We start from the raw sequence: 25,068 nt of genomic DNA, 5'->3' as shown, positions 1-25,068 counted from the left end.
CTGCAAACAAGGCGAACTTGATTCAAGAATTAGAAGAGGTCCCTTAGTTAAGTCATTCTTATTTTGGCTTGACCTTAAAAGATACGCTTGTGGATCATGTGGTCGCAAAGTTTATATGGTAGGCAAAGGCGACAAATAGCAATTGGCTATAATCCGATCTTCTTGCTTTCTTTAATCTGTTTACTTAACCTGTTTACCTCTTTTATTAGCAAAGGCATAGCGGGAACTGCCATATCTCCATGCCCAAAACCTTCCAGCTCGTATAAAACGGTCGATTTATGTCCTGCGAGCTTCATCATTCTTGCCAGATAAGCATTCTCCTCATAACGGCCTAACATTTCCATTTCCCTATCACCTGTAATTAACAGCATTGGTGGAGCCGTAGGGCGCACATGATATAATGGAGCATACTCATCTATTACAGGCTGAACATCTTTTATCTTGCGTTCCTGCCTCACTGTAAAATGGGTGATTGCTTGTCCGCTAAAAGGAATTATTCCGGCAATAGAATCTGCGTCAATATTATACTTGGCCAGGTATTTTTTATCCAACGTCAACATCATATCCAGGTACCCCCCTGCCGAATGACCTGAAACAAAAATTAGCTTATTGTTTCCACCATAACTGGCTACGTTATTAAAAGCCCAGGCAACGGATGCAGTTGCATCCTCAATAATGTCTTTCACACGCACTTTAGGCGATAATCTATAACCCACACCTATTACAATGAACCCCTTTTCCAACAGTTCTCTTGGTATTTCTTTATTACCCCCGGTAAGTCCACCACCATGAAACCAAACTATAGTTGAACTATTTGATTTATTTTTAGGGTAGTACACATCAAGCTTGCACCTTTCCTCACGGTAGGCGTCCCCTTTGGTTGATGATGGATAATAGCTAATGTCTTTCTTAGTTTCGTAAGTTGCATTCTGCGAAAAAGCAGGAATAGATAACAAAACACCAAACAGGAATAAAAGTATTTTTCTCATAATACATGTGATTTAATAATTTTCAACGATAATTCATAAAAACCTTTGTATCAAATTTGATCGATTTGCTAAATCGCTTTATTTTATTTTAATTTAGGTTTTAAATATGCTCCCCTTCATACTTATTAGAAGGGTCGTCATCCCGACTATAGAAGAGATGACGACAGCGTTAAGCACTAACCAAATGAAACACCTTAACCCCTTTTTCCTCGTAATCCTTGCAATTAGTCTTTCAGCTTATAAAAAGCCTGATAAAAAACAACCGGCCGACTATGTCAATCCCTTTATAGGCGCAAGTACCAGTGCAGATGCAGCCGGCACATATCATGGTCTTGGTAAAACTTTTCCTGGAGCTACCACCCCATTTGGAATGGTACAGGTAAGTCCAAATACAATTACCGGTGGAGATAATGGCTCTGGTTACAGTTACGAACATACTTCTATTGAAGGATTTGCATTTACTCAAATGAGCGGCATAGGCTGGTACGGTGATTTGGGAAATTTTCTGGTGATGCCAACTACAGGAAAACTACAAACCAGCGCAGGTAAATCAAATGATACCCAATCCGGCTACCGTTCTAACTATGATAAAAAGTCGGAACAGGCCTCTGCTGGTTATTACTCAGTAATACTTACAGAAAATCACATCAAAGCAGAAGCAACCGCAGCAAAAAGGAGCGGAATGCTGCGTTTTACTTTTCCTGAAAACAAACAATCCCGCATACAAATTGATCTTGCCCGAAGGGTTGGTGGAACCTCCACGCTTCAATACATTAAAGTTGTAAATAAAAATACCATTCAGGGATGGATGAAATGTACTCCTGATGGTGGCGGCTGGGGAAATGGTGACGGAAAGGCTGATTATACCGTATATTTTTACGCCGAGTTCAGTAAGCCTCTAACACAATATGGAATATGGTCGGCCGACATTCCCAATGACTGGAAAAGAAAGCTTGAGGATGTTACCAGCGACAAATACCAGCAAAAAATAGCGGAGTCATCGGTATTAAAAGGTATAAATGAAAAAGAGGGAAAACACTTAGGTTTTTTCACCGAATTTGAGACCAAAGCAAATGAGCAGGTTACAATGAAGACTGGTATCTCCTTTGTAAGCATAGACGGTGCAAAGCTGAACCTTAACACGGATATTCAGGGTTGGGATTTTGATAAAGTAAAAGCCAACACTAAAAAACTATGGAACGAAGCCTTATCAAAAATAAAAGTTGAGGGCGGCACCGAAGAAGAGAAAATAGTTTTCTACACAGCGCTGTACCATACCCAAATTGACCCACGCACATTTCAGGATGCAGATGGTCAATATTTTGGTGGCGATCACAAGCCCCACAAAGCAAATGGTTTTACCAAAAGAACCATTTTTAGTGGCTGGGATGTTTTTAGAAGTCAGATGCCCTTACAAACTATAATTAACCCAACGGTAGTAACCGACATGATAAATTCATTGGTTACCCTGGCCGACGAAAAACAGGAAAACTATTTGGAGCGTTGGGAATTTCTGAATGCTTACAGCGGCTGCATGATTGGAAATCCTGCTGTGTCCGTAATTGCTGATGCCTACGCCAAAGGTTTAAGAAATTTCAATGTTGCCAAAGCATATCAGCTTTCGGTAGCCAGTGTCGAGAAATACGGCAACGGAACACTTGGCTATGCTTATGAACCTTATGGTATTTCAAATACACTCGAATATTCCTATTTTGAATGGTGCGTTTCTAAAATGGCCGAAGCTTTGAAAAAAACCGACGACCAGCAAAAGTACTTCAAGAGATCACAATCTTACAAGAACATATTCGATCCGGTAAAAGGATGGTTCAGGCCCAAAGATAAAGAAGGAAAATGGCTTCCATGGCCAGAAGAAGGGCGACTTAAGCAATGGTATGGATCTGTAGAAGCCAATCCATATCAGCAAGGCTGGTTTGTTCCTCAGGACATCGAAGGAATGACAACCTTAATGGGAGGTAAAGAAAAAGTATTGGCAGACCTCACGAATTTCTTCGAAAAAGTTCCTCAAAACATGATGTGGAACGATTATTACAATCATGCCAATGAACCGGTTCATCATGTACCTTTCCTATTTAACAGAGTTGGTGCCCCCTGGCTTACACAAAAATGGACCAGAGCAATCTGTAGCCGTGCATATCACAATGCTGTTGAAGGTTTAGTCGGCAATGAAGACGTAGGACAGATGTCCGCCTGGTACGTAATGGCCGCCAGCGGTTTTCACCCTATCACCCCAGGTAGCACCAGATATGAGCTTACAAGCCCGGTTTTCAACAAGGTGGAAATCGGAGGGAAATTCACTATTGAGGCCAAAAATAACAGTGCACAAAACATTTACATCCAAAGCGCAAAACTTAACGGCAAACCCTATAAAAAAGTCTATTTAGATCATCAGGATATTACGCGAGGCGGTAAACTTGAACTAATCATGGGTAATCAACCAAACACACAATTCGGAACCAATTAATATGAAAAAACTTTTATCATTCGCTTTAATCTGCTCGTTTTTTCTGCTTTCAGCAGAGCAAACAAACGCACAAACTGTTCAGGAAAAATTACCTACTTGGGCTTTAGGTCCATTCTTAAGACCAGCAGGTGTAAACCCAATCATCTCACCAAATACAAGCACCACCTTTCTGGATCCGCTATCTGGAAAATATGTAGATTGGGAATCGAACGACACCTTTAACCCTGCAGCAACCGTAAAAGGAAAAGAAATTGTAGTACTATACAGGGCGGAGGATAAATCAGGTGTAGGAATTGGCCACAGAACATCCAGACTTGGCTATGCTTATAGTACAGATGGCCTAACCTTTAAAAGGAAAAGTGAACCCGTATTTTATCCAGGCAACGACAACCAAAAAGAATTAGAAAATCCTGGAGGATGTGAAGACCCAAGGGTAGCTGTAACCAGCGATGGCACTTATGTAATGTTTTATACACAATGGAATAAAAAAGTAGCCCGACTAGGTGTTGCCACTTCTAAAGATTTAATTAAGTGGACTAAACACGGCCCTGCTTTTGCAAAAGCTTACAACGGCAAATTTTACGACATGTTCACTAAATCAGCTTCTATCGTAACCAAACTGGTAAATGGCAAACAAGTAATTGCAAAGGTGAATGGAAAATATTTAATGTACTGGGGAGAAAAGTTCCTTAATGCAGCAACCTCTGACGACCTGGTGAACTGGGCACCAGCATTAGATGAACAAGGAAAGATCAAGGAACTGATCAAACCAAGAAAGAACTATTTCGACAGCGACCTCACTGAGGCAGGCCCACCTGCATTGTTAACAGATAAAGGGATACTTGTATTGTACAATGGAAAAAATGCTTCAGGCGACCAGGCCGATAAAAACTATACAGCCAATACTTATGCGGCCGGACAAGTTCTTTTTGATGCTAAAAACCCTGAAAAAGTGATTGGCAGATTAGATAAACCATTTTTTGTTCCTACAGAATCATTTGAGAAAAGCGGACAATACCCAGCCGGGACAGTATTTGTTGAAGGCTTAATCTTTCATCAAAAAAAATGGTTCCTATATTATGGATGTGCCGACTCTAGAGTAGCGGTTGCAGTATTTGATCCTTTAAAGAGATAAACTATAACGCGTCAGGCTAATTCGCAAATTGCTTTAGTATCTTTTGCAGATCAGCTCGTTTACCCAATTGTTTTTCAAACGGCTTATAATAATCTGCATCAATCCTGATATATTTCACAGCTTGTTTTGCTTCACTCCATCCATTTTTTACAGCCAGAAGTGATTCTGGCTGTAACTCATGCAATTCCAATAGCGTTTTAGAAATATGCGCTTTCATTTCTATTGTTAAAGCATTATTAATCAGCACCGGACCTAAAGGTATTTCGGGAGACATCCACACCAATTTAACCTTAGCCTTATTTTGAGGGCTCTCTGTAAAGTTAAAGTACTCCGTGCTCCCCACAGCGGCAAGGTCGGCATTGCCATTGGCAACTGCTTCAATAGTCAATTTATGGTTCTTCCCATAAGCAACAGCCTTAAAATCCTTTTCCGCATCAACAATCCCCATTTTGGTAAATGCAAGCCTCGGCACAAGGTTACCTGATGTTGAGCCTTCCGCTACTAATAAAAGACGCGTTTTCGATGCCTGTCTCTTAATATCTTCAAGTTTATTAATGCCGAAACCAGCGGGAGCAACTATTGCTGTTTTATAATTGTCAACAGCTTCGGGGGCCACCTCAAGTGCCAGAAAAGGTTTCATTGGATAGGTTTCTTTTGAAGCCTCCAAGAGCAAGTACCCAAATGTATTGATAAGTGCAATATCAACCTCATTGTGTTGAATAGCCTCAATAAACGAACGAACTGTAGGGTAACTTTTAACTTCCACCCTTCTTCCTAACTTTTCAGTAAGAAAGGCCGCCAAAGGCGAGATATTGGCAATTCTGTTATTGTCAGCATATTGATAAGTAGCCAGCTTTAATACCCTATCTTCAACTACCTGCTGCTTTTTCTGTGAAAAAGCATTAAATTCCAAAAACCATAATATGGCTATTAAGAACAAAAACCCTTTTTTCATTGCAATAAAATTTTGATCCGATGTTTATTCAAAATAAATGAATTAAAATCATAAAAATAAGACTCAAAACACCTAATTCATTTTACCTTCTTTCAGGTATCCTAAATTGGATATATCTTACGTATATTTAATTATAAATAACCTCTTGATTGGCCATAAATATGGGTACCAAAACGAACATTAGTATCATCATTGCTGAAGATCATCAACTCTTCGCAGAGGGGCTGGAAAAATTGCTTACCAGCGAATTCGTTAATTATAATGTTCTTGCTAAAGTAAACAACGGCAAAAAGCTAATGCATCTACTCAATAGCTATACTCCGGATTTAGTCTTGCTAGACATTAATATGCCCTTTATGGATGGCTTGACTGCCTCGTTGGAAATACGCAAAAAACTTCCTGAAGTAAAGATCATCATCATTTCCATGTACACCAATCCGGCAATTATTAGCCAATGTAAAAAAAACGGTGTAAATGGATTTATTCCTAAGGATACGAGTATAGATATACTTAAAGAGAGTATTGAAAAGGTACTTAATGATGAAGATGTTTTTTTAACCGGATCAAATGTTCAGGAGGATTTAGAGGGCAATGAAGATATTTATACACTTCGTTCTAAGCTATCTCCTCGACAACTTGAAATTGTGCGCATTATGAATCAGGGCACAACTTCAAATAAAGATATTGCCAACGAATTGTTCATTAGCATTTTCACTGTTGAAACACATCTTAAGAATATCTATCAGACGCTTAAGATCAACAGTAAAATCGAATTGATCAGGTTAAACTTAAAAGTCTGAATCAATACCCGCTTGTCTCCGTAAAAGAATTATTTATAAATAAAACTTTGATTATAAGAAGTTGGAGCGTAATCAGCCTTATAAGTCACCACGACTTTTGCAGAAACAGGAATATCAGCCTGATTATAAGTGTAATTATAGGTTCGGGTTTCTACTTTGTCTTCGGTAGTTAGCAACTCATTTTCCCCGTATAAAACTGGGAGAGCACTCCCGTACAACACAAAAGGAAGTTTCTTAGCAGATAAAATCCCCTTTTTTGATCCGTATGTATATTTTAATGTGTTATCTCTAGATAACGTTTCAGATACAAGGTTCTTATTCGCATAAGAAAACAGATGTATACCTAGTGTATCGGTACTTGATCTTGTCAGCTCGCGAGTGTAATAATTATAATATTTTCGATCGAAATATTTTATGACCGTTACTTCATTGTTTACCACCTTATAGCTCACACTATCTACATAATATTCATGGTTAGGGCTTTTAGAATAAGGGGGATTACATATTCTGGATCCGGAAAAAGGAAGGCCATTCTTGTAAAAAATTTTGGTGACACTGGAATTAGATGATGGGGAGGTAAAGGAATTGATCTCAGTAACCTTTACGACCTCGTTCTTGTCATTATATTCAAAATACTCTTCCTCAGAGCCTCTTGAATATCTTACAAGCCTATCCTTTTTATCGTATTCTAAAAATGCTTCAAACTGGTCGTTAATATTAATCCTATCAAGAGCTGTTGGAATTTCTTCTGGTTTAATTCCAGAGTCCTTCTTTTTGCAGGAAGCAATTGTGAGGATGATACAAAAGGCGATGTAAGAGAGTCGTTTTTTCATTGGTTAATAGATTAAATTTAAAGATAAAAAGAAAGGCGGTAATTACCCGCCTTTCTTCTCAAAAAATTATTCTACTGTAACAGACTTAGCCAGATTTCTAGGTTGATCAACATTACACCCTCTCATTACCGCAATGTGATAAGATAATAGTTGCAATGGAATAGTCGCTAACAATGGCAAGAAAGCTTCACTGGCATCAGGAATCTCAATGCAGTAATCTGCCATTTTTCTAACTTCAGTATCACCTTCTGTAACGATAGCCAAAACAATTCCTTTTCTGGCTTTAACTTCCTGAATATTGCTGATTACTTTTTCGTAAGATGAGTTTTTGGTTGCAATAACTACTACCGGCATCTCTTCATCAATTAAGGCGATAGGACCGTGTTTCATTTCAGCAGCCGGATAACCCTCAGCATGTATATAAGAGATCTCCTTAAGCTTTAAAGCACCCTCTAACGCCACTGGGAACCCACTTCCCCTACCAAGGAACAAACAGTTTCTTGAATCTTTAAACTTAGCAGAGATTTCTTTGATCAGATTTTCTGATTCTAAAGCTTTTTCTATTTTTTGAGGGATATTATCTAGCTCAGTTAATAGCTCAGTTAATTTAGAACTAGTTAAAGTTCCTTTTTGCTGTGCAAGATGGAAAGCGATCAAAGTTAATACTGTAACCTGAGCTGTAAATGCTTTAGTTGATGCTACACCAATCTCTGGACCAGCGTGAGTATAAGCACCTGCATGAGTAAGTCTTGGAATAGAAGCCCCAACAACATTACATACACCAAAAATGGTTGCTCCTTTTTCCTTAGCCATTTCAATAGCAGCCATGGTATCTGCAGTCTCACCAGATTGAGAGATGGCAATTACTACGTCCTTCTCAGTTATGATTGGGTTTCTGTATCTAAATTCCGAAGCATATTCTACCTCAACAGGTATCCTTGCATACTCTTCAATTAAATACTCCCCAACCAATCCTGCATGCCATGAAGTACCACAAGCAACAATAATGATCCGGTCTACATTTTTAAGTTTATGCGCAAATTCACTGATACCACCTAATTGTACTCTTCCTTCATTAGGATAGATACGACCTCTTAGACAATCTCTTACAGAACGTGGTTGCTCATAAATCTCTTTGAGCATAAAGTGGTCATAACCACCTTTCTCCAACATTTCCAGTTTCAATTCTAATTCCTGGATATATGGCGTCTGAACTACATTATCTAAACGTTTGATCATTAACTCATCACGCTTAAGAAAAGCGATCTCATTGTCGTTCAGGTAAATTACGTTTTTAGTATATTCTACAATCGGCGTTGCATCAGAAGCAATAAAATATTCACCCTGACCTACACCAATAACCATTGGACTACCTTTTCTAGCTGCAATCAATTGGTCAGGCTGTGCTTCATCCATTACAACGATAGCGTAAGCACCGCTTACTTTATGAAGTGCTAACCTTACAGCCTCCAAAAGATCAACTTTTTCTTGCTTATAGATTTCTTCAATCAGGTGTATCAATACTTCAGTATCCGTATCGCTATTAAATTCATGACCTTTACTCACCAGCATCTCTTTAAGAGCTGCATAATTTTCAATAATTCCGTTATGTATTATTGTTAAGTCACCACTATGAGATGTATGTGGATGAGAATTCCTGTCAGATGGAGCACCGTGAGTTGCCCATCTTGTATGTCCAATACCAATTGTACCGGAAAGGTTTTTACCTTCTGCAAAGTTTTCAAGCTCCAGTACTTTACCGGCTTTCTTATAGATATTTAATCCATCGTTATTGATCAGCGCTATACCGGCACTGTCATAACCACGGTATTCTAATCTTTTTAATCCTTTAATAACTAAAGGCCAGGCTTCTCTATGGCCTATGTAACCAACTATTCCACACATAAATTCAATAGGTAAATAAAATAAAGATGTTTATAAATTTTATCAAACTTAAAGTTTAAAACCCAAATCTAATAATCATTTTTATTATTTATAGGCGTTTAACCGCAAAATCAACCGTTTGCGTAACTTTGGTCCGAAAATCGCGACACGATAGGATTCCCTTCTCAGATAGCCAACTAACAATAGCTTACCAAACCCTTTCTTCGACTTATACATAAAAAATATCCAAAAAAATAAGCATATTTAACCAATAAATTAATATGCTCCATGACAAATAAAAAGATATTAATAACCGGTGCTAGCAGGGGCCTTGGTTTAGCAATATCTCAAAAACTATCTTCCCAATATCACCTGATTCTTCACGCTTCAAGTCCGGATAGCTTTACTTCTATTCCACCAAACAGCCAGATTTTATGTGCGGACCTTTCAAATCCCGAACAGGTAACCGGCTTTTGCAAACAACTAAAAAAAGAACACGGCGACTCCCTTTATGGGATTATAAATAATGCCGGTGTTACCTTTGATAATTCATTGATATTTCAACCGGAAAAGGCAATCGATGCCATGCTCAATGTTAACCTGAGGGCACCAATCATGATTTGCAAAACCGCCATGAAAATTTTTAGCCTCAGCAAGCAAGGGGTAATCATCAACATCAGTTCAATAGTCGGAGAAACGGGAAATGCCTTTCAGGCAGTATATGCCGCTACAAAAGCCGGTTTGGTTGCGCTTTCCAAATCATTAGCGCAAGAGGCTGCTTCTTTAAATGAGGAGCACAAAATCCGTGTGCTTAGCATATCCCCGGGATTTATAGAAACTGACATGACTAACACTATCCCGGAAAAAGAAAAGGAAAAGTATTTAAAAATGATCCCGTCAAAAAGGTTTGGTAGCGCGGAGGAAATCGCAGACTTGGTATCCTTCCTCCTATCGGAACAATCTGCCTATATCAACGGGACAAATATTCACATTAACGGAGGTCTGGCCTGATTAATACACATCACATATGGACAACCTTTTAGGAGTATCCCCGGCAGGTCTACTAATCCACGGACCAAAAAAAACACTTTTAAATGCCTATCACTGGCATTTGCCTGATACCGGCATTATCGCCAGCTATTCCCCTAACTCAAGAGATGTAGAAGATCACTTCGGAGTGTTCAGGGGCGTCGATCAGATCGAGGCATTTGCCCAGGCCACTGTAGTATCATGTAGCGGATTCTTAGAATGCAGGAAACAAAAATGTGATCCTGAATATCTCAAGAACAATTTCGTTCCGTTATTTCTCAGCATCGGGCAAGTCAACTTCAGAAGTTACCTGGAGGAAGGCGATGTGTTCATCAGCATGGGAAAAATCACATTTTACAAATTCAGACAAATGACCTGCGACGGCAGAATTTACAAAGTTCCCAAAGGCCTCGATCTTGATGCCTATTTCCTCAATTATAGCAAAGAACAATTTCTCAATTACGAACTGAGTGAAGATTTCACCCTGATCGCAGAACTGTTCGACGTAACAGGAAAAGGAATGAAAAGAGATAAAATAAAAAAATAGAGCATATGGAAAGACAAGAAATTATTGACGGACTGGTGGATATCTTAAGAACCGTAAGAACTATAGACCAGGAAAAGCTGGAAAACGTAACGGAAGAAACAGATTTCATTGCAGACCTTAAAACTCCTTCAACAGAAATGATCAATATCGCGGCAAAAGCAGAGCAGAAGTTTGATGTCGAGTTTGACGATGATGACATCGATGACCTGGGATCAACAGTTAAAGATATTGTTGACCTCATCATTAGCACTAAAGAAAAAGGATAACCATGATGGCAGAGGGAAGAAGAGTAGCAATAGTAGGTATGGGTGGGGCTTTCCCCAACTGTAAGGATCTGAATGACTTTAAGCAAAAGCTGTTTGCCGGCAAAAGCCTGATCAGGGATTGGGATAAAGCCCAGGCGCTTGGAAAAGCTATCCGTTCTACAGTTTGCGGGTACATTACTGAAGCCGAAATGAGCCTCGAAACCATCTACTCTACCCTTGTTCTGGAATATCCGGAAACTTTTATCGATCATCTCAACAGAGTTCCAAACGGCAATCTGGCCACTTCAGATATTGGCAGTATCTGGTCCATGATCGCAACACAGGAGGCCATTAAAATGGCTGGCTGGACAAATACTGAAACTGAATCTGAACAAACGGGCGTGGTCATCGGTTCAGGTTCTGCCGGTCAGATCATTACCGGAACAGCCTGGCACAATTTCTTCGAATTAAAACGTAAAAGCAGAGCACTCGGTTCGCATACTGTTGACAGGGGAATGGTATACCGCCATGCAGCAAATGTTTCCTGTTTAATTAAAAACAAGGGCGTTTGCGAAGCCATCGGTTCTGCATGTGCCACTGGCCTTGGTAATATTGGTTACGCTTACCGACTAATCAATTTTGGGATTCAGGATCGCGTGGTGTGTGGTGGGGTAGAAGAAACCGCATTGGAAACATTTATTGGATTTGATGCCATGCAGGTTTTAAGTAAAGGTTTTAGTCCTGCCGAAAGCTCTCGTCCTTTTGATACCAGCAGAAACGGCTTTGTCTGTTCTTTTGGATGTGGAATCGTGGCACTTGAAGAATACGAAATGGCCAAAGCCCGGGGCGCTAAAATCCTTGCCGTCATCGACAATTACCACAACAATTCTGACGGCGATGGAAATATGTTCTCACCTTCTTTCATGGGTCAGAAAAGACTATGGAAAGGCCTCTTTGGCGATCAACTGATTAAACCGGACGTGGTAAAAGTTCATGGAACCTCAACACCTGTCGGGGATGCCATCGAGTTGCTAAGCGTTGTGGATGTAATGGGCGAGGAAAGCTATCACATTTCTGCTCCGAAATCCCAGTTCGGTCATATGCTAGGCGCAGCGGGTGCCGTAGAGCTGATCACCTCTATATTCATGCTTGAAGAGCAACAGGTATTACCCTGCCTAAACTCAGACATATTGAACCCTGAACTCGAACCATTCCAAAAACTCCCCGATTGGGATGGCCCCAAAAAACCGCTTGCGGAATACAGACACCTGATTTCAAAGGAAAATATACATAAAAGCATCAATCAAATAGTTTGTTTAAATTATGGTTTTGGCGGCACCAACAGTGCAATGTCTATCTCAAAACACCAATAAAATGATCGATAATAAAAATAAAGTCGCTGTTATTTTCGGGGTCAGAAATGACAGCTCCATCGCATATGATATTGCAGTTAAGCTTCACCAATCCGGATGTAAAATCGCACTTAGTTATGTAGACGATACAAAAATCAATGTATTGCACCTGCTAACTGAACTGAACATCCCCGAAACACTCGCCATGCATGTCGATGTCAGAGATGAAGAACAGATCACCGCATTTATGCAACATATCTATAAAGAACTCGGCTCAATTGATTATGTACTTCATGGAGTAGCATTTGGCAATCAACAAGTAATGTGTTACAGCATTCCGGGCAGCGATACCCCAGCTCCCAGTTATCTGAATATTCCTTTCGAGGATTTTATGGATTCCTTTAATATCAGTGCCTATTCACTACTAAGGATTGCAAGAGTTGCAGAACCTTTCCTGGCCGACAATGCCTCTATCCTGACACTCACTTATAATGCTTCACAGCGGGTATTTCCCGGATATGCAGGAATGTCAATCAACAAGGCTGCCCTGGAAAATATTGTCCTGTATCTGGCCAGCCATTTCCGGGCTAAAAAAATAAGAGTCAATGCGCTATCGGCCGGTCTGGTTATGACTACCTCTGCTGGTGGTATCAATGGAGTGCGTAAACTCCGAAAACTAGGTAAAGTGACTGCTCCCCTGGGTAATATAGACGCAGGCGATGCGGGAAACGCAGCCCTGTATTATTTCTCAGATCTGTCGAAGAAAGTTACCGGCAATATCCATTTCGTCGACGGCGGTTTTAACATTATGGGAGTAGCAATCGATGAATAGTCAGAAATTTGCCGTAGGCAATGACCTGGTTTTTATCCCTGATTTTAAACAATCATTAACTCCGCTATTCCAAAACAAGGTATACACCGCAGCAGAAATCGCTTATTGCGATAGGTTTGAGGACTCCCTGCTCCGTTATGCCTCCACCTGGGCTGCTAAAGAAGCGGTATACAAGGCTATAAAACAGTTAGATCGCGCTACGCTTTCCTGGAAAAAAATTGAGATCACCCGAGAAAAAATCGGCGGGCGCCCACATGTTATATTTCATCACAACCCGGCAAATCCCTTTCAGGTTAGCTTAACACTGTCACATGATGGAGATTATGCCTGGGCCATTGCTATTGCTGAACTGATATGATGACCGGAAATTACTTTGAAAATCAATTCGTAAAGTTGCACTATTATAAGTTTGGCACCGGAGCAAAGCATATGTTGTGCTTTCATGGCTTTGGTATGCACGGAAAACAATTTAAGCTTGTTGCAGATCAGTTGGGCCATCAATATACTTTCTGGGGTTTTGATCTTTTTTTTCACAAAGGCACTCAACTAAAAGATCAGAGTTTAACAACCATAAAAAAAGGGCTGCAAAAAAGCGAACTGGCAGCAATGATTGCAGCTTTTTGCCTACACGAAAAAATTGAAACCTTTTCAGTGATCGGGTACTCCATGGGTTCTCATTATGCTACAGCAATTGTTGAAGAATTGCCTTCAATGATCAACGAATACATCATAGCAGCACCATCATCCATAAATCCCGGTGCGATGATCCGGTTCTTCGGGAAAAACAAGGCAGGCAATAAACTATTAGAGAAACTGATGCTTAGTGAGAAAGCGATGATCAACATCATCAATTTTTGCAAATTACTGAGATTCATTGACGCCAAAGGCCGTGACATTTTACACAAAGAAGTTATTACCTACGAACTCCGTTTTGCCTTATATGCCTGTTTCACCTATCTCCGCCTATTAGAGACTGACCAAGAGAAACTCATTCATTCACTTACTACCCACAACATCAAAAGTATATTTATATTTGGCCGTTATGATAAAATGTATTTACCAGGCATTGGAAAGGCTTTTTTTGCCAAATACAAACACGGAGAAGTGTTAATATTAGATGAAAACCACGAAATGATCAATCAGAATTTTGTAAATCGATTAACAGCTTCCCTAGCATGATTATTAAAGCAAAACCCTTAAATCCATTCTTTTTTAAGTGCGGGGCACTGATGATTGGCTGGCTCTTTAAAAGACGTTTCAACAAGATCATCATCAGGGATATTGACATCAAACCAGATCACTCTTATTTGCTCATGTGCAATCATTTTAGTTTTCTTGATGGACTTTTGGCTTATCATCTATGCAATAAAGTGCTTAAAAAGGAAAGCAAAATGCAGAAGCTGCATATCATGGTATTGAAAAAACAGATGCAGAAAAACAAATGGCTTAAGTACTGCGGCTGCTTCTCCATCGACCCTGGAAAGCGCTCTATTACAGAAAGCTTTAACTATGCGGCAGAAGTTCTGTCCGAACCGGGAAACGTCTTGCTATTTTATCCTCAGGGAAACCTGGAAAGCAGCCATGTAAGGCGCATACAATTTCAGGATGGACTGAGAGAGATTGTGCCAAATGTAAAAGGAAAATGTCAGCTCATCTGGAGCAGCAATCTAATTGAGTATTTTGAAAGCACAAAACCATCTGTATATTACAATATGCTGGATTGTGGCACGAATGAGGAATTTGAGTTTGAAGCCCTAAAAGATCAAGTGAATTTGCATCATCGCCAATCAATAGAAAAGAACATAAGATTTACTACTTGACCCTGCGCAATCCATCTTTTGCCTGGGTATCAATACTATTCTGATATTCATGATCTTTCATCCCCAGGGTTAAGTTGTAATAATAGGCAGCCTTAGCATTGTTATTTTTCTGCTCATAGAGCATCCCTAAAAACAAAGCCGAATTCGCTGCAAAATAATAATTTTCGTTCTTCCCTAAATTTATGGCCTTCTGATAGTTCACTGTCGCTGCATTAAAGCTATCTAAACGGTCATATATCCTCCCCAGCCTGTAATAAAGCTCAATCTGATCACGCAGTGTCTTTAGCTCAGCTTGAGGCTTATCTTTAATTTGCTCCAAAGCTTTGCTGTAATACCCTCCATCAAAGTAAAGTCTGGCCCTTAAAAGATCAATGTCCGGTTTATCACCGTTCGCTTCCTTCAATGCCTGCTTGTCTTTTTCATCAGATGCGTATCCTTTTGTGCGAACCAGTTTGATGTAATTGGAATACCCTAACATATCGTCCTTTAAAAAATAGTGATAAGCCAGTTTCAGGTAGGTGTCTTTAATATAATTAGTGCCTTTGTACTCCTTTAAATAATTGGCAAGAAAAACAGCAGCATCTTTATCCATTCTGCACAATTTGGCATTACCTAACAAATACTGAACAGTCGGCATTGATGCGTAGGTATTAGATTTTGGAATGTCCTCTAAATAAGAGATTGCCTTATCATTCTTTCCGGTTTTAAATGCCACGTAACCTTGAAGGTAGGTCTTAAGTAAACTCTTATCGTTCATGTCCTCTAAAAAAGCGCTGAGCTTGTTATAATTGTCTCTATTGTGAAGCAGGTCTATATCCATAAAGCATAATAGAAAAATCACCTCGTCATTATAGAAACTGTATTTCGTACCCTTAATATTTGATTTAAATGCTTCCAGTCGTTTTACTCCATTCGAAACATTGCCACGAAGTCCTAAAAAATCTGCGATACCCTTCAAGTTAGACGGAATAGCACCAAATACCACTTCTATTAATGCCAGACTTTTCTGATTAGGTAAAAAAGTACTGAATTTTTCATTGTTCTTTTTCAACAAATTCTGGGCTTTCCTTAAATCCATAGTGGAAGAAGTATAGTCTCCAAACTTTGCTTTGATTAACCCCCATTGCAGGTATACTTCTGCCTGGGCAAACAAGTAATAAGGCGAACTTTCATCATTGTCTTCCAAAGCGTCTATCCTTTCCGACCGGCGCTCTTTAAATTTGGTATAATCAGCTTTATTGTCAGAAGTCAGTAAGTGAAAATAGTCCACATAATTGTCCAAAAGAATGGAAATCCCATTTTTTGGATTATTCCTTTTTCCTTCAGCAATGTATGCTCTCGCATCATTTAATCTCAAATCAAATATTGCCCTATACGCAGCCGTTGCAGTTGAATCGAATACGAAATTGGCTTTTAAAGAGCCCTGACAGCAGACTAGTAGTAATACAAGAAAAAACTTATTGGGCATGAAATTTTGTTAAATCTTATTTAGGAAACCACATCAAACTCCTCAAACTTAGAATTTTTACTCTTGAATTCAGGGACAATGGTCTTCATTTGGATTACGACTTTTCGATTGTCATTAATAATGGCGTGATCTACTAATTTATAGATCTGGGCTTCTATTTCATTAAAAACATACTCACGAACCTGACCAATCATGATCTTCTCATGATGAGTAGGCATCGTATTTTCATTATCATTCAAAAGCTCTTCATACAACTTTTCTCCTGGTCTTAAGCCCGAATAGGTGATCTTAATGTCTTCATTAGGAACTAATCCAGCTAGTCGAATCATTTTCTTGGCCAGCTCAACAATTTTAACAGACTTACCCATGTCAAAAACATAAATCTCACCGCCCTTGCCCATGCATCCGGCTTCCAATACCAGTCGACATGCCTCTGGTATGGTCATGAAATAGCGGGTAATTTCAGGATGGGTAACTGTTACAGGACCACCTTTCTCAATTTGTTGTTTAAATCTAGGGATTACCGAACCATTGGACCCCAAAACATTTCCAAATCGGGTAGTAATAAACCTGGTAATTGGCTTTACGTTTAGATCATTAATATATCCTAAACCATTTGAAAATATAAAATCTGGAGTTGTAAGAGAGTTATTTAATGATTGTACATAGATCTCGGCAATACGTTTAGAAGCCCCCATGATATTTGTTGGGTTAACGGCTTTATCCGTAGAGATCATTACAAATTTCTGAACCCCATGTTTAACTGACAGGTCAGCAATTGTTTTTGTACCCAATACATTCGTTTTAATCGCTTCTGCCGGATTATCTTCCATCATAGGTACATGTTTGTATGCTGCCGCATGATACACGTAATGAGGCTTAAAAGTCTCAAACAGAAAGTTCATTCGTTTCTCATCTTTTACATCGCCTATAAAAGCATGAAAGTTAATATCCTTATGCGTTTCTTCTAATTCTAGGTACAAATGATGCAAAGCAGTCTCACTATGATCGCACAGAATGATCAGGCCTGATTCAAATTTCAACACTTGCCTTACGATTTCACTACCTATAGATCCTGCTGCACCCGTAATTAGAATCCGCCTCCCCTTTAATTGGTTTTGTATACCTTCAGTATCAATATGAATCGGTTTTCTGTTTAATAGATCCTCAATATTAAGGTTTTGAATCTGCGCGGTACTCACATCACCACGAGCCCAAACATCAGGCGGTGGGATATTAAGTATCTTAACATCATTTTCCAAACACACGTCAACTATTTGTTCCTTTCTGTCTGAAGGTATGGTATAAGAAGCAAATATTACTTCATCCACTTCATGTTTAATGATTAAGGTTTCAAGAGTTGCGGCATCCAGAATCTTAACTCCATCAATGGTTTTCCCAACCTTTCGCAAATCGTCATCTACATAGGCAATAATAGTCTTATTTACTTTTGCATCATGATCGAATGTTCTTTTGGTTGCTACCCCAGCTTCCCCGGCACCATAAATAATTATTCTGATTTTATCGAGTTTAGCATTTTTTATGTACATAAAAAAGTACTTTACAATTACCCTATAGGTAATCAGAAATAGAAAACTAAATAAAGAATAGGTAATAATTGTAACGTTACTAAGAATTCTATCACCTCCTAGTACTATTATGATGGCATTAGAAAAGAAAATTGAAAGAGAGCTTAAAACAACTGCGAACAATATTCTGAATGAATCCTGTGCGCTGGTGTAGCGAACAATTCCCGCAAACGTTTTGATGTTAAAAAACACTAAAGTATTTACGACAATAACCAACAATATAGACTTATATAATGCCAAAGCATTAATGTTCTCTATAAGAAAGTTATTTTTCAGAACTTTTGCCAGAACGAGCGCAAATACACTCAAACAAATATCGATTGTGAATATAATCCAGCGAGGTACAATTTCTAGTTTAGTGAACATTCATAGGGTGATTTTATCCAAAAACAAACTTAGCAATAATTAAACCAAACTTTTAATACCCAAAAGTAGGTATTTATTAAATTATAAAAAATGAAAAACAAAAAGTCCTAATTAATTTATAATTAGGACTCTACCTTTCTGGGCCATTTAAAAAAGGCTTGAAATACCTTTTACTACTCTTTGCAAATCCTCCTCGCCTAAATTAGATCCTGAAGGAAGACACAAACCATTGCGAAACAACTCTTCAGAGACCCCATTGCCATAAAAAGGGCTGTCGGCAAACACCGGCTGCATATGCATTGGCTTCCAAAGAGGTCTGCTTTCAATATTATCCTCTGATAGTATATTGTAAAGGCTCTTTTTGTTAATCCCTTTAGCGTTAACGGGATTTACATGAATTGTACTTAACCATCTGTTTGAAAAATACCCTTTTGGCTCTTCCAAAACACTTATACATTCAAAAGCAGATAATTCCTTTTTATAAAATTCAAAATTTGACCTTCTTTTATTTACACGATCCTGTAAAACTTCCATTTGCCCTCTGCCGATACCTGCAGAAACATTACTCATTCTGTAGTTATAACCAATTTCGCTATGTTCATAATGATGAGCTTTATCTCTTGCCTGAGTTGCTAAAAATCTACCTTGCGTAATGTACTCTTCCTGATCAGAAATTAAGGCTCCTCCACCAGAAGTGGTGATAATTTTATTCCCATTAAACGAGAGAATACCCATTAAACCAAAGGTACCCATCGCTTTTTCATTGATGGTTGAACCTAGAGCTTCAGCCGCGTCTTCTATGATTGGAATTTCAAATTCATTTGCAATAGCCATAATCTTATCCATTTGTGCTGGCATGCCGTACAAATGTACAGGAATAATCGCTTTAGGCTTCTTACCTTTTGCTATCCTATCTACGATTGCCTCACGTAATAAATCTGGACACATGTTCCAGGTTTCCTTTTCACTGTCTACAAAAATAGGTGTTGCACCTACATAAGCAATAGGATTAGCACTCGCAGAAAAGGTCATAGATTGACAAATTACTTCATCACCTGGTTTTACACCTAGCATAATTAAAGCAAGGTGAATTGCCGAAGTTCCAGAACTTAAAGCCGCGGCATACTTTGACCCAGTATAGGCAACGAGGTCGTTCTCAAAGCCATCAACATGAGGCCCCAGAGGAGCAATCCAATTAGTTTCGAAAGCCTCAGTAACATATTTAAGTTCATTATCTCCCATGTGGGGAGAAGAAAGCCATATTTTATCGTTCATTACATTATAGTATTATATTTAATTATTCTAGCAGGATTTCCTACTACAACTGCAAAATCAGGTACATCCTTTATGATGACTGCACCTGCACCTATGGTAGCCCATTGACCTATTTTAATTCCTTGAATCACATTAGCACCTATACCAATGTGCGTCCCTTCTCCCACAATTACGTTTCCCGCTAAACCTACCTGCGGGGAGATATGTACAAAATCACCAATTTTACAATCATGGTCTATTGAAGCATTCGTGTTCAGAATAGCATGTCTTCCTATATAAGCATCGGCATTTATTGAAACATTTGCCATAACCACCGTTCCCGCTAATATTTCAACTGAATCAGCAATTACGCTCGAGGGATGGATAGCAATTCCAAACTCCAGATTTAACTGCTTAGCAAGCATTTCTCTAATCCGGTTATTACCAATACTAATAATAGCTTCAGGAGAGGTTAGTTTCTTAAACTCAAGTATAGTGCCATTTATCTTAAAAGAAGATAAGCATTTGATTTCTTCATTATCATCCCACACACCAGTAATATCCTGTTTGTTCAGTTTTAGTATATCAATAATCACTTTTGCGTGACCGCTAGCACCGATAATATGCATTAGTTTCCAGTAAATTTTTCCATAGTTACGGAGGTATCAGATGATATTCCCTCCTTAACAATTACCTTTTTAATAGTTAACAATATAATTTTCAAATCTAACCAAAAACTCAGATGATCTACATACCATATATCTAATTCAAATTTTTGTTTCCAACCAATTGCATTTCGTCCATTAATTTGCGCCCAACCGGTAATACCTGGTCTAACGTCATGCCTTCTGTTTTGGTCTTTTGAATATAAAGGCAGGTATTCAGGAAGCAGAGGTCTTGGTCCAATTAAGCTCATATCACCTTTTATCACATTTAATAGTTGAGGAATTTCGTCGAGAGATGTTTTACGGACAAATAATCCCACTGCAGTTAATCGCTCTTCATCTGACAATAATTGCCCATCCTCTCCTTTTCTATCGTTCATCGTTTTAAACTTAACTATTTTGAACAGCTTTCCATTTTTACCTGGTCGAAGTTGAAAAAAGAAGGGTTTACCTTGGTTGGCAAGACATAATAAAACTGTAACCAACAAAAATATAGGCAGCAAGATTATAAAGCCAATTGATGCAATAAAAACATCAAGAATGTATTTCAAGCAATTTTTATACATTACTAAATAACTTTAAATACTCAATGTATTTATTTGCCAGCACTTTGCGGTCAAAGTTCTGCTTTGCAAAGGAATAACCAGACTCGCCTTGTTGTCTAATCAATTCTGGATCGCTCATGTATAATTTAACTTTTTCGGCAAAATCCTTTGGATTTTCAGGTTTCACAAATATACCTGCATTAGCTTCTTCTACTAACTCTCTGGACACACCATCAATCGCCATGAAAATAGGCTTTTTACAAGCCATATAATCAAATGTTTTATTTGAGTATACTGTTTTAAATGTCTCCACATCTTTCAGAACAGAAGCTCCCATATCAGATGCAAAAATATATTTAAACACTTCAGCTTTGGCTACAGGATCAAGAAAAAGAATATTCTGTAATTGCATTTTGCTCGCTAATTCCTTTAACTGATTTTTTTGCATTCCCTGACCAATCAATACAAATAAAACATTTGTATCTCTAAGTAAGTCGGCAGTTTCCAATACCTGATCCAAATGATTCGCTACACCATGTGCTCCAACATAAGTAATAACAAACTTATCTTGCCAGTTTAGATTTTTTCTGAAACCAGTTACATCAAAATCATGAAGTAAATGATCAGATAAACTAAAATCAGCTGCATTCGGAATAAAAATAATTTTATCCTCTGGTACAGATTTTTTCTCGATTAAAGTTTTTCTGAAGGCCGGTGTTAAAACATTAATCTTTTTGGCTTTTTTATAAATAAATGCCTCCAATGCATACGCAAGTTTAATGATCATTTTATTTGTGACAACTCCAGTATCTATAGCAGATTCAGGCCACAAATCTCTAATTTCGAAGACAAAAGGCTTTCCTTTTATTCTAGATAAAAGATAACCTGTAATTCCAATAAAAAGTGGTGGAGAAGTCACCAAAATAATATCATATTTCCCTTTAACTTTGAACAACCCTGCCCAAAGAGCAGAAAATACAAAAGAAAAGTAGCCCCATAATCTTCCAATAAATCCGGAATTATAGCTTTCAGAAACATGTGTTCTCCATACGTTAACCTTTCCCTGCTGATTATTTACAAACCATTTACCTTTATAAATATCGCGTTTCTCATGGCCATTATAATGCATCATACCCGCGAGTACGGTTACTTCATGACCTTGTTCAGTCCATTGCGCTGTCAATTCATTAAATCTGGATCCTCCGGGATCATCTTGCTCTAAAAAATACTGATGAAGTAATAGGACTCTCATTTATTTTATTGAAATTATTGTTTTTATATTTTCCTCGTATGTAGAAAGTGTTAATTCACTACATGCTTCTTTTATACCATAAAATTCAGAATAATACCCTTCACTCATAGTTGGAGTTATAGGTTTCCCTGATGTTTCAACACTTTCAAAGGTTAGCATTTCCGGATATCTTGTATGCCATATTTGACGAAGTAGCATTTCTTTAGGCTTTCCTATTATTGTATCTTCGATCTCCCAAACATGCTGCTTCTTCCAAATTTTAAGCTTCCTTATCTGCATTATATTTTTATCTATATGTCTAAATGCACTTACAGTGCCTTCAAAAAGAAAGTAGTCTTCTGTTTCTTCTGTTTTTACCTTCTCACATTGTGTCCAATGATACCAAATGAATCTGGAACCCTTTTCCATTTGGTCATTATCGTCTAACATAACAGTATTATGAGAGCGCGTCCCCATAAAGTATTTTAAATCTTCGGGACTACAATTGTACTTGTATGTTCCTCCATCATGCAGGATATTTTTTTCATTATACCAAAGATCCAAATGTAAATTATCAGCTTGTGCAGGTCTGTCTTTATGCTTACCTGCCCTGATAAAACTTAGAGAGTCTGGGGATCTAAATATATAGTATCCACCTTCCCCAAACATACTAACACCATTCTCAATGGCTGTAGATTTAGCCCCAGCACTTGATTCAAGTCCATACCATATCGCATCTTCAGATTTCCTGTATGGCCAACTGAATCCTAAAGAATAACTCAGGGCTTCCAATTGTGGCATATAATCTCTATAATGCGCATTGTTCAATTTAAAGAAGAGAGCACCATCATTATTACCATAATTAGGCAAAAACCCCGTCTCTTCATTAAGTGAGCTCATCAGAAATTTCAAACTTTTCTCTGCTCTGTCATAAACCACATCTTCAAATTTCTCTTTATTTAACTCTGATAGGCGTATAGCCCAAGTCAAGAGCTGAATAACCACCCTATGGTAATTCATTGAGAACTGAAGAAAGGTTCCATCCTGATAAACCTGATATTCAATTTCCTGTTCAAACCATCGCTTTCCATCTTTCTTCCATTTATTTGATCTAGGGAATTGGGGGAATAACAAACCGACCAAATACAAAAGAAGGGTTTCAGTAATTGCGTGGTTATTTCTAACTGCAATTCTGGAAAAATTTATATTATCATACACATGCTGAGCCTGATGATAAATATAATGCTGAATCTTATTGAAAAGACCTTCGGTTAAATTAGGAGAATCTTTATAATAGTATAGGGCAAAAGTCCAATTCATTATTCTCAATGAGATTTCCTGACTGCACTTAAAATTCGGTCCTTGATTAATTTTATTTCCATCTAACCAACGCTCTATTTCATTAAATACTTGTTTGGAACAATCCTCCCCGAAATATTTATCATACCGAATCATGGTATAAAGGTGGGAAAACCTGGAAGGCTCCCATACAAATTTAATATCACCAGCCTTTTGGTCGTAGTCATTAATATCAAGCCAATGAGCATTGGCATCGTATTGAAATCCAGTATCTGGATTCGTTATCCAATCATAATTGGCTCCCAAGTCATACTCCAGACTAGAAAAAAATGGGTATTTATATTCCGAAAGATTTTTATAATCTCTTTCTAGTCCTTCAGGAATAGATTCTTTGGTCAAAATAGATTCCATGTTTTCAAAAAAGAATGGCTTGGCCTCAGCTTTCCATTTTTTTAGAGAAAAAAAGGTTTTCAAGGGGGGATCTAAAGGAAACTTCCTCTTTAGAAGCCCGCTCTTTTTCTTTAATTCAAATCCAACTCTGAAGGTGATATACCTCCAGCCCATGTTACCTATTAGCTGTCCAGCTTTCTGAATCTTTTGGTACATTAATCTTCTTTTATATCGAAAATTTGAATGATGTGATCCACAATTCTATCAGCAGTTTTACCATCCCAAAGTGGTGGGATGCCACCTTTCTTCCATTCACCTTTAAAGAGCTTCTCAAAAGCAGGTTTAATTGCACTAGGATCCGTACCAATCAGTTCATTAGTACCAATAGTTATTGTTTCTGGTCTTTCTGTGTTATTTCTTAATGTAATACAAGGAACTCCCATTACTGTAGTTTCTTCAGTTATACCTCCAGAATCCGTTACCACCAACTTCGCTTTTTCAACAAGAAAGTTAAATTCAAGATAACTTAAAGGCTCAATGAAATGAAGATTTGGTGCTGAGATCCCTAGTCCTTGAAGATTCTTTGCTGTTCTAGGATGAACAGGAAATATAATTGGGACACTATTACTGTTCGAAATAATTTCTTCCATTAACAACTTCAGTTGTTGTTCCTGATCTACATTACCTGGTCTGTGTAAAGTTAAAACCAGGTATCCACCTTCTGATAAACTTGCTTCATTCCAAATTGGCGGGGCAATAAAACGTGTTTTATTTTTGAGCAGAGTGTCTATCATTGTATTGCCTACAAAATAAATTCGTCCTTCTTCAATCCCTGATTTTCTTAAATTCTCATTTGCAACTTCAGAGGTTGTGAAAAAATAATTTGTGATGCTATCAGTAACTAAGCGGTTAATCTCTTCAGGCATTGTCCAATCATCTGATCTTATGCCCGCTTCAACATGTGCAACTTTAATTTTTAACTTTTGAGCAGTAATTGCACAAGCCATAGTAGATGTTACATCACCTACCACTAAAACCAAGTCAGTTGGGTTTGCCAACAATTCTTGCTCAAATCTGATCATTATAGCGCCAGTCTGCTCTGCCTGGGAGCCTCCTCCAGCTTCTAAATTAGCATGAGGTTCTGGTATACCTAATTGGTCAAAAAAATCTCCCGACATTTTTTTATCAAAGTGCTGACCGGTATGTATTAATCGAAAATCGATGTCATTCCCTGCATCCTTTGCTCTCTGCATGGAATGTACTATTGGCGCAATCTTCATAAAGTTCGGGCGGGCGCCCGCAATGATAGTAATCAACATAATTTAAAATTCATTTAAAACAATTTTTAATACATTTAT

Annotated in this window: 23 protein-coding genes; 11 read left to right on the top strand and 12 right to left on the bottom strand. The window is 38.2% G+C overall.

What is annotated here, in order from left to right; all coding sequences use genetic code 11:
• Window positions 1–146 precede the first annotated feature (146 nt).
• A complete protein-coding gene (locus J1905_RS19575) occupies window positions 147–989 on the bottom strand; it encodes an alpha/beta hydrolase (protein ID WP_214228920.1) in 843 nt (280 codons plus the stop codon).
• 184 nt (window positions 990–1,173) lie between these two features.
• On the opposite strand from J1905_RS19575, the gene J1905_RS19570 reads away from it, so the two are divergent.
• A complete protein-coding gene (locus J1905_RS19570) occupies window positions 1,174–3,471 on the top strand; it encodes a GH92 family glycosyl hydrolase (protein WP_214228919.1) in 2,298 nt (765 codons plus the stop codon).
• Window position 3,472: 1 nt separating this feature from the next.
• Window positions 3,473–4,606, top strand: a complete 1,134-nt coding sequence (locus J1905_RS19565) for a beta-1,2-mannosidase (RefSeq protein ID WP_214228918.1) — start codon at window positions 3,473–3,475, stop codon at window positions 4,604–4,606.
• 16 nt (window positions 4,607–4,622) lie between these two features.
• Here the strand turns inward: J1905_RS19565 and J1905_RS19560 are convergent, their stop codons facing one another.
• Window positions 4,623–5,561, bottom strand: a complete 939-nt coding sequence (locus J1905_RS19560; protein WP_214228917.1) for a phosphate/phosphite/phosphonate ABC transporter substrate-binding protein — start codon at window positions 5,559–5,561, stop codon at window positions 4,623–4,625.
• 161 nt (window positions 5,562–5,722) lie between these two features.
• On the opposite strand from J1905_RS19560, the gene J1905_RS19555 reads away from it, so the two are divergent.
• Window positions 5,723–6,361: a response regulator transcription factor gene (locus J1905_RS19555; protein ID WP_214228916.1), complete on the top strand. Its 639-nt coding sequence runs from the start codon at window positions 5,723–5,725 to the stop codon at window positions 6,359–6,361.
• 29 nt (window positions 6,362–6,390) lie between these two features.
• Here J1905_RS19555 and J1905_RS19550 read toward each other — a convergent pair whose 3' ends face one another.
• Together J1905_RS19550 and glmS are read right to left on the bottom strand one after the other, a co-directional pair.
• The gene (locus J1905_RS19550) at window positions 6,391–7,194 is read right to left on the bottom strand and encodes a hypothetical protein (protein WP_214228915.1); all 804 of its coding nucleotides are present in this window, start codon (window positions 7,192–7,194) and stop codon (window positions 6,391–6,393) included.
• 66 nt (window positions 7,195–7,260) lie between these two features.
• Window positions 7,261–9,099 (bottom strand): glutamine--fructose-6-phosphate transaminase (isomerizing), encoded by a 1,839-nt coding sequence (gene glmS, locus J1905_RS19545; protein ID WP_214228914.1) that lies wholly within the window; start codon window positions 9,097–9,099, stop codon window positions 7,261–7,263.
• A 267-nt stretch (window positions 9,100–9,366) separates the two neighbouring features.
• Here glmS and J1905_RS19540 point away from each other — a divergent pair, with 267 nt between their 5' ends.
• Genes J1905_RS19540 through J1905_RS19505 form a run of 8 tightly spaced genes read left to right on the top strand, consistent with a single transcriptional unit; the run spans window position 9,367 to window position 14,903 of the window.
• Window positions 9,367–10,089 carry an SDR family NAD(P)-dependent oxidoreductase gene (locus J1905_RS19540; RefSeq protein WP_214228913.1) on the top strand — a complete coding sequence of 241 codons (723 nt, stop codon included), beginning with the start codon at window positions 9,367–9,369 and terminating at the stop codon, window positions 10,087–10,089.
• Between the two features lie 16 nt (window positions 10,090–10,105).
• The gene (locus J1905_RS19535; protein WP_214228912.1) at window positions 10,106–10,654 is read left to right on the top strand and encodes a hypothetical protein; all 549 of its coding nucleotides are present in this window, start codon (window positions 10,106–10,108) and stop codon (window positions 10,652–10,654) included.
• A 5-nt stretch (window positions 10,655–10,659) separates the two neighbouring features.
• On the top strand, window positions 10,660–10,920 hold the full coding sequence (locus tag J1905_RS19530; protein WP_214228911.1) for a phosphopantetheine-binding protein: 261 nt from the start codon (window positions 10,660–10,662) through the stop codon (window positions 10,918–10,920).
• A 2-nt stretch (window positions 10,921–10,922) separates the two neighbouring features.
• On the top strand, window positions 10,923–12,272 hold the full coding sequence (locus J1905_RS19525; RefSeq protein ID WP_214228910.1) for a beta-ketoacyl-[acyl-carrier-protein] synthase family protein: 1,350 nt from the start codon (window positions 10,923–10,925) through the stop codon (window positions 12,270–12,272).
• Window position 12,273: 1 nt separating this feature from the next.
• Complete coding sequence (locus J1905_RS19520; protein ID WP_214228909.1) at window positions 12,274–13,083, top strand: enoyl-ACP reductase FabI; 810 nt, start codon at window positions 12,274–12,276, stop codon at window positions 13,081–13,083.
• On the top strand, window positions 13,076–13,441 hold the full coding sequence (locus J1905_RS19515; RefSeq protein WP_214228908.1) for a holo-ACP synthase: 366 nt from the start codon (window positions 13,076–13,078) through the stop codon (window positions 13,439–13,441). Before J1905_RS19520 ends, J1905_RS19515 begins: the two co-directional genes overlap by 8 nt.
• Window positions 13,438–14,262, top strand: a complete 825-nt coding sequence (locus J1905_RS19510) for an alpha/beta hydrolase (protein WP_250318146.1) — start codon at window positions 13,438–13,440, stop codon at window positions 14,260–14,262. Before J1905_RS19515 ends, J1905_RS19510 begins: the two co-directional genes overlap by 4 nt.
• Window positions 14,259–14,903 (top strand): 1-acyl-sn-glycerol-3-phosphate acyltransferase, encoded by a 645-nt coding sequence (locus tag J1905_RS19505; protein WP_214228907.1) that lies wholly within the window; start codon window positions 14,259–14,261, stop codon window positions 14,901–14,903. The genes J1905_RS19510 and J1905_RS19505 overlap by 4 nt, the downstream gene beginning before the upstream one ends.
• Here J1905_RS19505 and J1905_RS19500 read toward each other — a convergent pair.
• The 8 genes from J1905_RS19500 to wecB all read right to left on the bottom strand — a co-directional run bounded on the left by J1905_RS19500 (window position 14,896) and on the right by wecB (window position 25,029).
• The gene (locus J1905_RS19500; RefSeq protein ID WP_214228906.1) at window positions 14,896–16,371 is read right to left on the bottom strand and encodes a tetratricopeptide repeat protein; all 1,476 of its coding nucleotides are present in this window, start codon (window positions 16,369–16,371) and stop codon (window positions 14,896–14,898) included. The two genes, J1905_RS19505 and J1905_RS19500, sit on opposite strands and share 8 nt — an antisense overlap.
• Before the next feature lie 20 nt (window positions 16,372–16,391).
• Window positions 16,392–18,326: a polysaccharide biosynthesis protein gene (locus J1905_RS19495; RefSeq protein WP_214228905.1), complete on the bottom strand. Its 1,935-nt coding sequence runs from the start codon at window positions 18,324–18,326 to the stop codon at window positions 16,392–16,394.
• Window positions 18,327–18,473: 147 nt separating this feature from the next.
• On the bottom strand, window positions 18,474–19,601 hold the full coding sequence (locus tag J1905_RS19490; RefSeq protein WP_214228904.1) for a DegT/DnrJ/EryC1/StrS family aminotransferase: 1,128 nt from the start codon (window positions 19,599–19,601) through the stop codon (window positions 18,474–18,476).
• Window positions 19,601–20,209, bottom strand: a complete 609-nt coding sequence (locus J1905_RS19485; RefSeq protein ID WP_214228903.1) for an acetyltransferase — start codon at window positions 20,207–20,209, stop codon at window positions 19,601–19,603. The genes J1905_RS19490 and J1905_RS19485 overlap by 1 nt, the downstream gene beginning before the upstream one ends.
• Window positions 20,209–20,811 (bottom strand): sugar transferase, encoded by a 603-nt coding sequence (locus tag J1905_RS19480; protein ID WP_214228902.1) that lies wholly within the window; start codon window positions 20,809–20,811, stop codon window positions 20,209–20,211. Before J1905_RS19480 ends, J1905_RS19485 begins: the two co-directional genes overlap by 1 nt.
• Window positions 20,804–22,042 carry a glycosyltransferase family 4 protein gene (locus J1905_RS19475; RefSeq protein WP_214228901.1) on the bottom strand — a complete coding sequence of 413 codons (1,239 nt, stop codon included), beginning with the start codon at window positions 22,040–22,042 and terminating at the stop codon, window positions 20,804–20,806. The genes J1905_RS19480 and J1905_RS19475 overlap by 8 nt, the downstream gene beginning before the upstream one ends.
• Window positions 22,043–23,926, bottom strand: a complete 1,884-nt coding sequence (locus tag J1905_RS19470) for an alginate lyase family protein (RefSeq protein WP_214228900.1) — start codon at window positions 23,924–23,926, stop codon at window positions 22,043–22,045.
• Window positions 23,926–25,029: a non-hydrolyzing UDP-N-acetylglucosamine 2-epimerase gene (wecB, locus tag J1905_RS19465; RefSeq protein ID WP_214228899.1), complete on the bottom strand. Its 1,104-nt coding sequence runs from the start codon at window positions 25,027–25,029 to the stop codon at window positions 23,926–23,928. Before wecB ends, J1905_RS19470 begins: the two co-directional genes overlap by 1 nt.
• Window positions 25,030–25,068 lie beyond the last annotated feature (39 nt).

Source organism: Pedobacter sp. B4-66, assembly GCF_018492665.1.
In the GTDB taxonomy this organism is placed as follows: domain Bacteria; phylum Bacteroidota; class Bacteroidia; order Sphingobacteriales; family Sphingobacteriaceae; genus Pedobacter.
Note: the sequence above shows the minus strand (reverse complement) of the source record. Positions and strands in the feature narration are given on the sequence as shown.

What these genes read in the sequence shown, in the direction of transcription:
- J1905_RS19480 (WP_214228902.1), bottom strand. Translation starts at nt 20,811, where the DNA reads ATGTATAAAAATTGCTTGAAATACATTCTTGATGTTTTTATTGCATCA.
- J1905_RS19515 (WP_214228908.1), top strand. Translation starts at nt 13,076, where the DNA reads ATGAATAGTCAGAAATTTGCCGTAGGCAATGACCTGGTTTTTATCCCT.
- J1905_RS19540 (WP_214228913.1), top strand. Translation starts at nt 9,367, where the DNA reads ATGACAAATAAAAAGATATTAATAACCGGTGCTAGCAGGGGCCTTGGT.
- J1905_RS19530 (WP_214228911.1), top strand. Translation starts at nt 10,660, where the DNA reads ATGGAAAGACAAGAAATTATTGACGGACTGGTGGATATCTTAAGAACC.
- J1905_RS19500 (WP_214228906.1), bottom strand. Translation starts at nt 16,371, where the DNA reads ATGCCCAATAAGTTTTTTCTTGTATTACTACTAGTCTGCTGTCAGGGC.
- J1905_RS19565 (WP_214228918.1), top strand. Translation starts at nt 3,473, where the DNA reads ATGAAAAAACTTTTATCATTCGCTTTAATCTGCTCGTTTTTTCTGCTT.
- J1905_RS19550 (WP_214228915.1), bottom strand. Translation starts at nt 7,194, where the DNA reads ATGAAAAAACGACTCTCTTACATCGCCTTTTGTATCATCCTCACAATT.
- J1905_RS19475 (WP_214228901.1), bottom strand. Translation starts at nt 22,042, where the DNA reads ATGAGAGTCCTATTACTTCATCAGTATTTTTTAGAGCAAGATGATCCC.
- J1905_RS19575 (WP_214228920.1), bottom strand. Translation starts at nt 989, where the DNA reads ATGAGAAAAATACTTTTATTCCTGTTTGGTGTTTTGTTATCTATTCCT.
- J1905_RS19520 (WP_214228909.1), top strand. Translation starts at nt 12,274, where the DNA reads ATGATCGATAATAAAAATAAAGTCGCTGTTATTTTCGGGGTCAGAAAT.
- J1905_RS19570 (WP_214228919.1), top strand. Translation starts at nt 1,174, where the DNA reads ATGAAACACCTTAACCCCTTTTTCCTCGTAATCCTTGCAATTAGTCTT.
- J1905_RS19505 (WP_214228907.1), top strand. Translation starts at nt 14,259, where the DNA reads ATGATTATTAAAGCAAAACCCTTAAATCCATTCTTTTTTAAGTGCGGG.
- J1905_RS19535 (WP_214228912.1), top strand. Translation starts at nt 10,106, where the DNA reads ATGGACAACCTTTTAGGAGTATCCCCGGCAGGTCTACTAATCCACGGA.
- J1905_RS19490 (WP_214228904.1), bottom strand. Translation starts at nt 19,601, where the DNA reads ATGAACGATAAAATATGGCTTTCTTCTCCCCACATGGGAGATAATGAA.
- J1905_RS19525 (WP_214228910.1), top strand. Translation starts at nt 10,923, where the DNA reads ATGATGGCAGAGGGAAGAAGAGTAGCAATAGTAGGTATGGGTGGGGCT.
- wecB (WP_214228899.1), bottom strand. Translation starts at nt 25,029, where the DNA reads ATGTTGATTACTATCATTGCGGGCGCCCGCCCGAACTTTATGAAGATT.
- glmS (WP_214228914.1), bottom strand. Translation starts at nt 9,099, where the DNA reads ATGTGTGGAATAGTTGGTTACATAGGCCATAGAGAAGCCTGGCCTTTA.
- J1905_RS19470 (WP_214228900.1), bottom strand. Translation starts at nt 23,926, where the DNA reads ATGTACCAAAAGATTCAGAAAGCTGGACAGCTAATAGGTAACATGGGC.
- J1905_RS19560 (WP_214228917.1), bottom strand. Translation starts at nt 5,561, where the DNA reads ATGAAAAAAGGGTTTTTGTTCTTAATAGCCATATTATGGTTTTTGGAA.
- J1905_RS19495 (WP_214228905.1), bottom strand. Translation starts at nt 18,326, where the DNA reads ATGTTCACTAAACTAGAAATTGTACCTCGCTGGATTATATTCACAATC.
- J1905_RS19510 (WP_250318146.1), top strand. Translation starts at nt 13,438, where the DNA reads ATGATGACCGGAAATTACTTTGAAAATCAATTCGTAAAGTTGCACTAT.
- J1905_RS19485 (WP_214228903.1), bottom strand. Translation starts at nt 20,209, where the DNA reads ATGCATATTATCGGTGCTAGCGGTCACGCAAAAGTGATTATTGATATA.
- J1905_RS19555 (WP_214228916.1), top strand. Translation starts at nt 5,723, where the DNA reads ATGGGTACCAAAACGAACATTAGTATCATCATTGCTGAAGATCATCAA.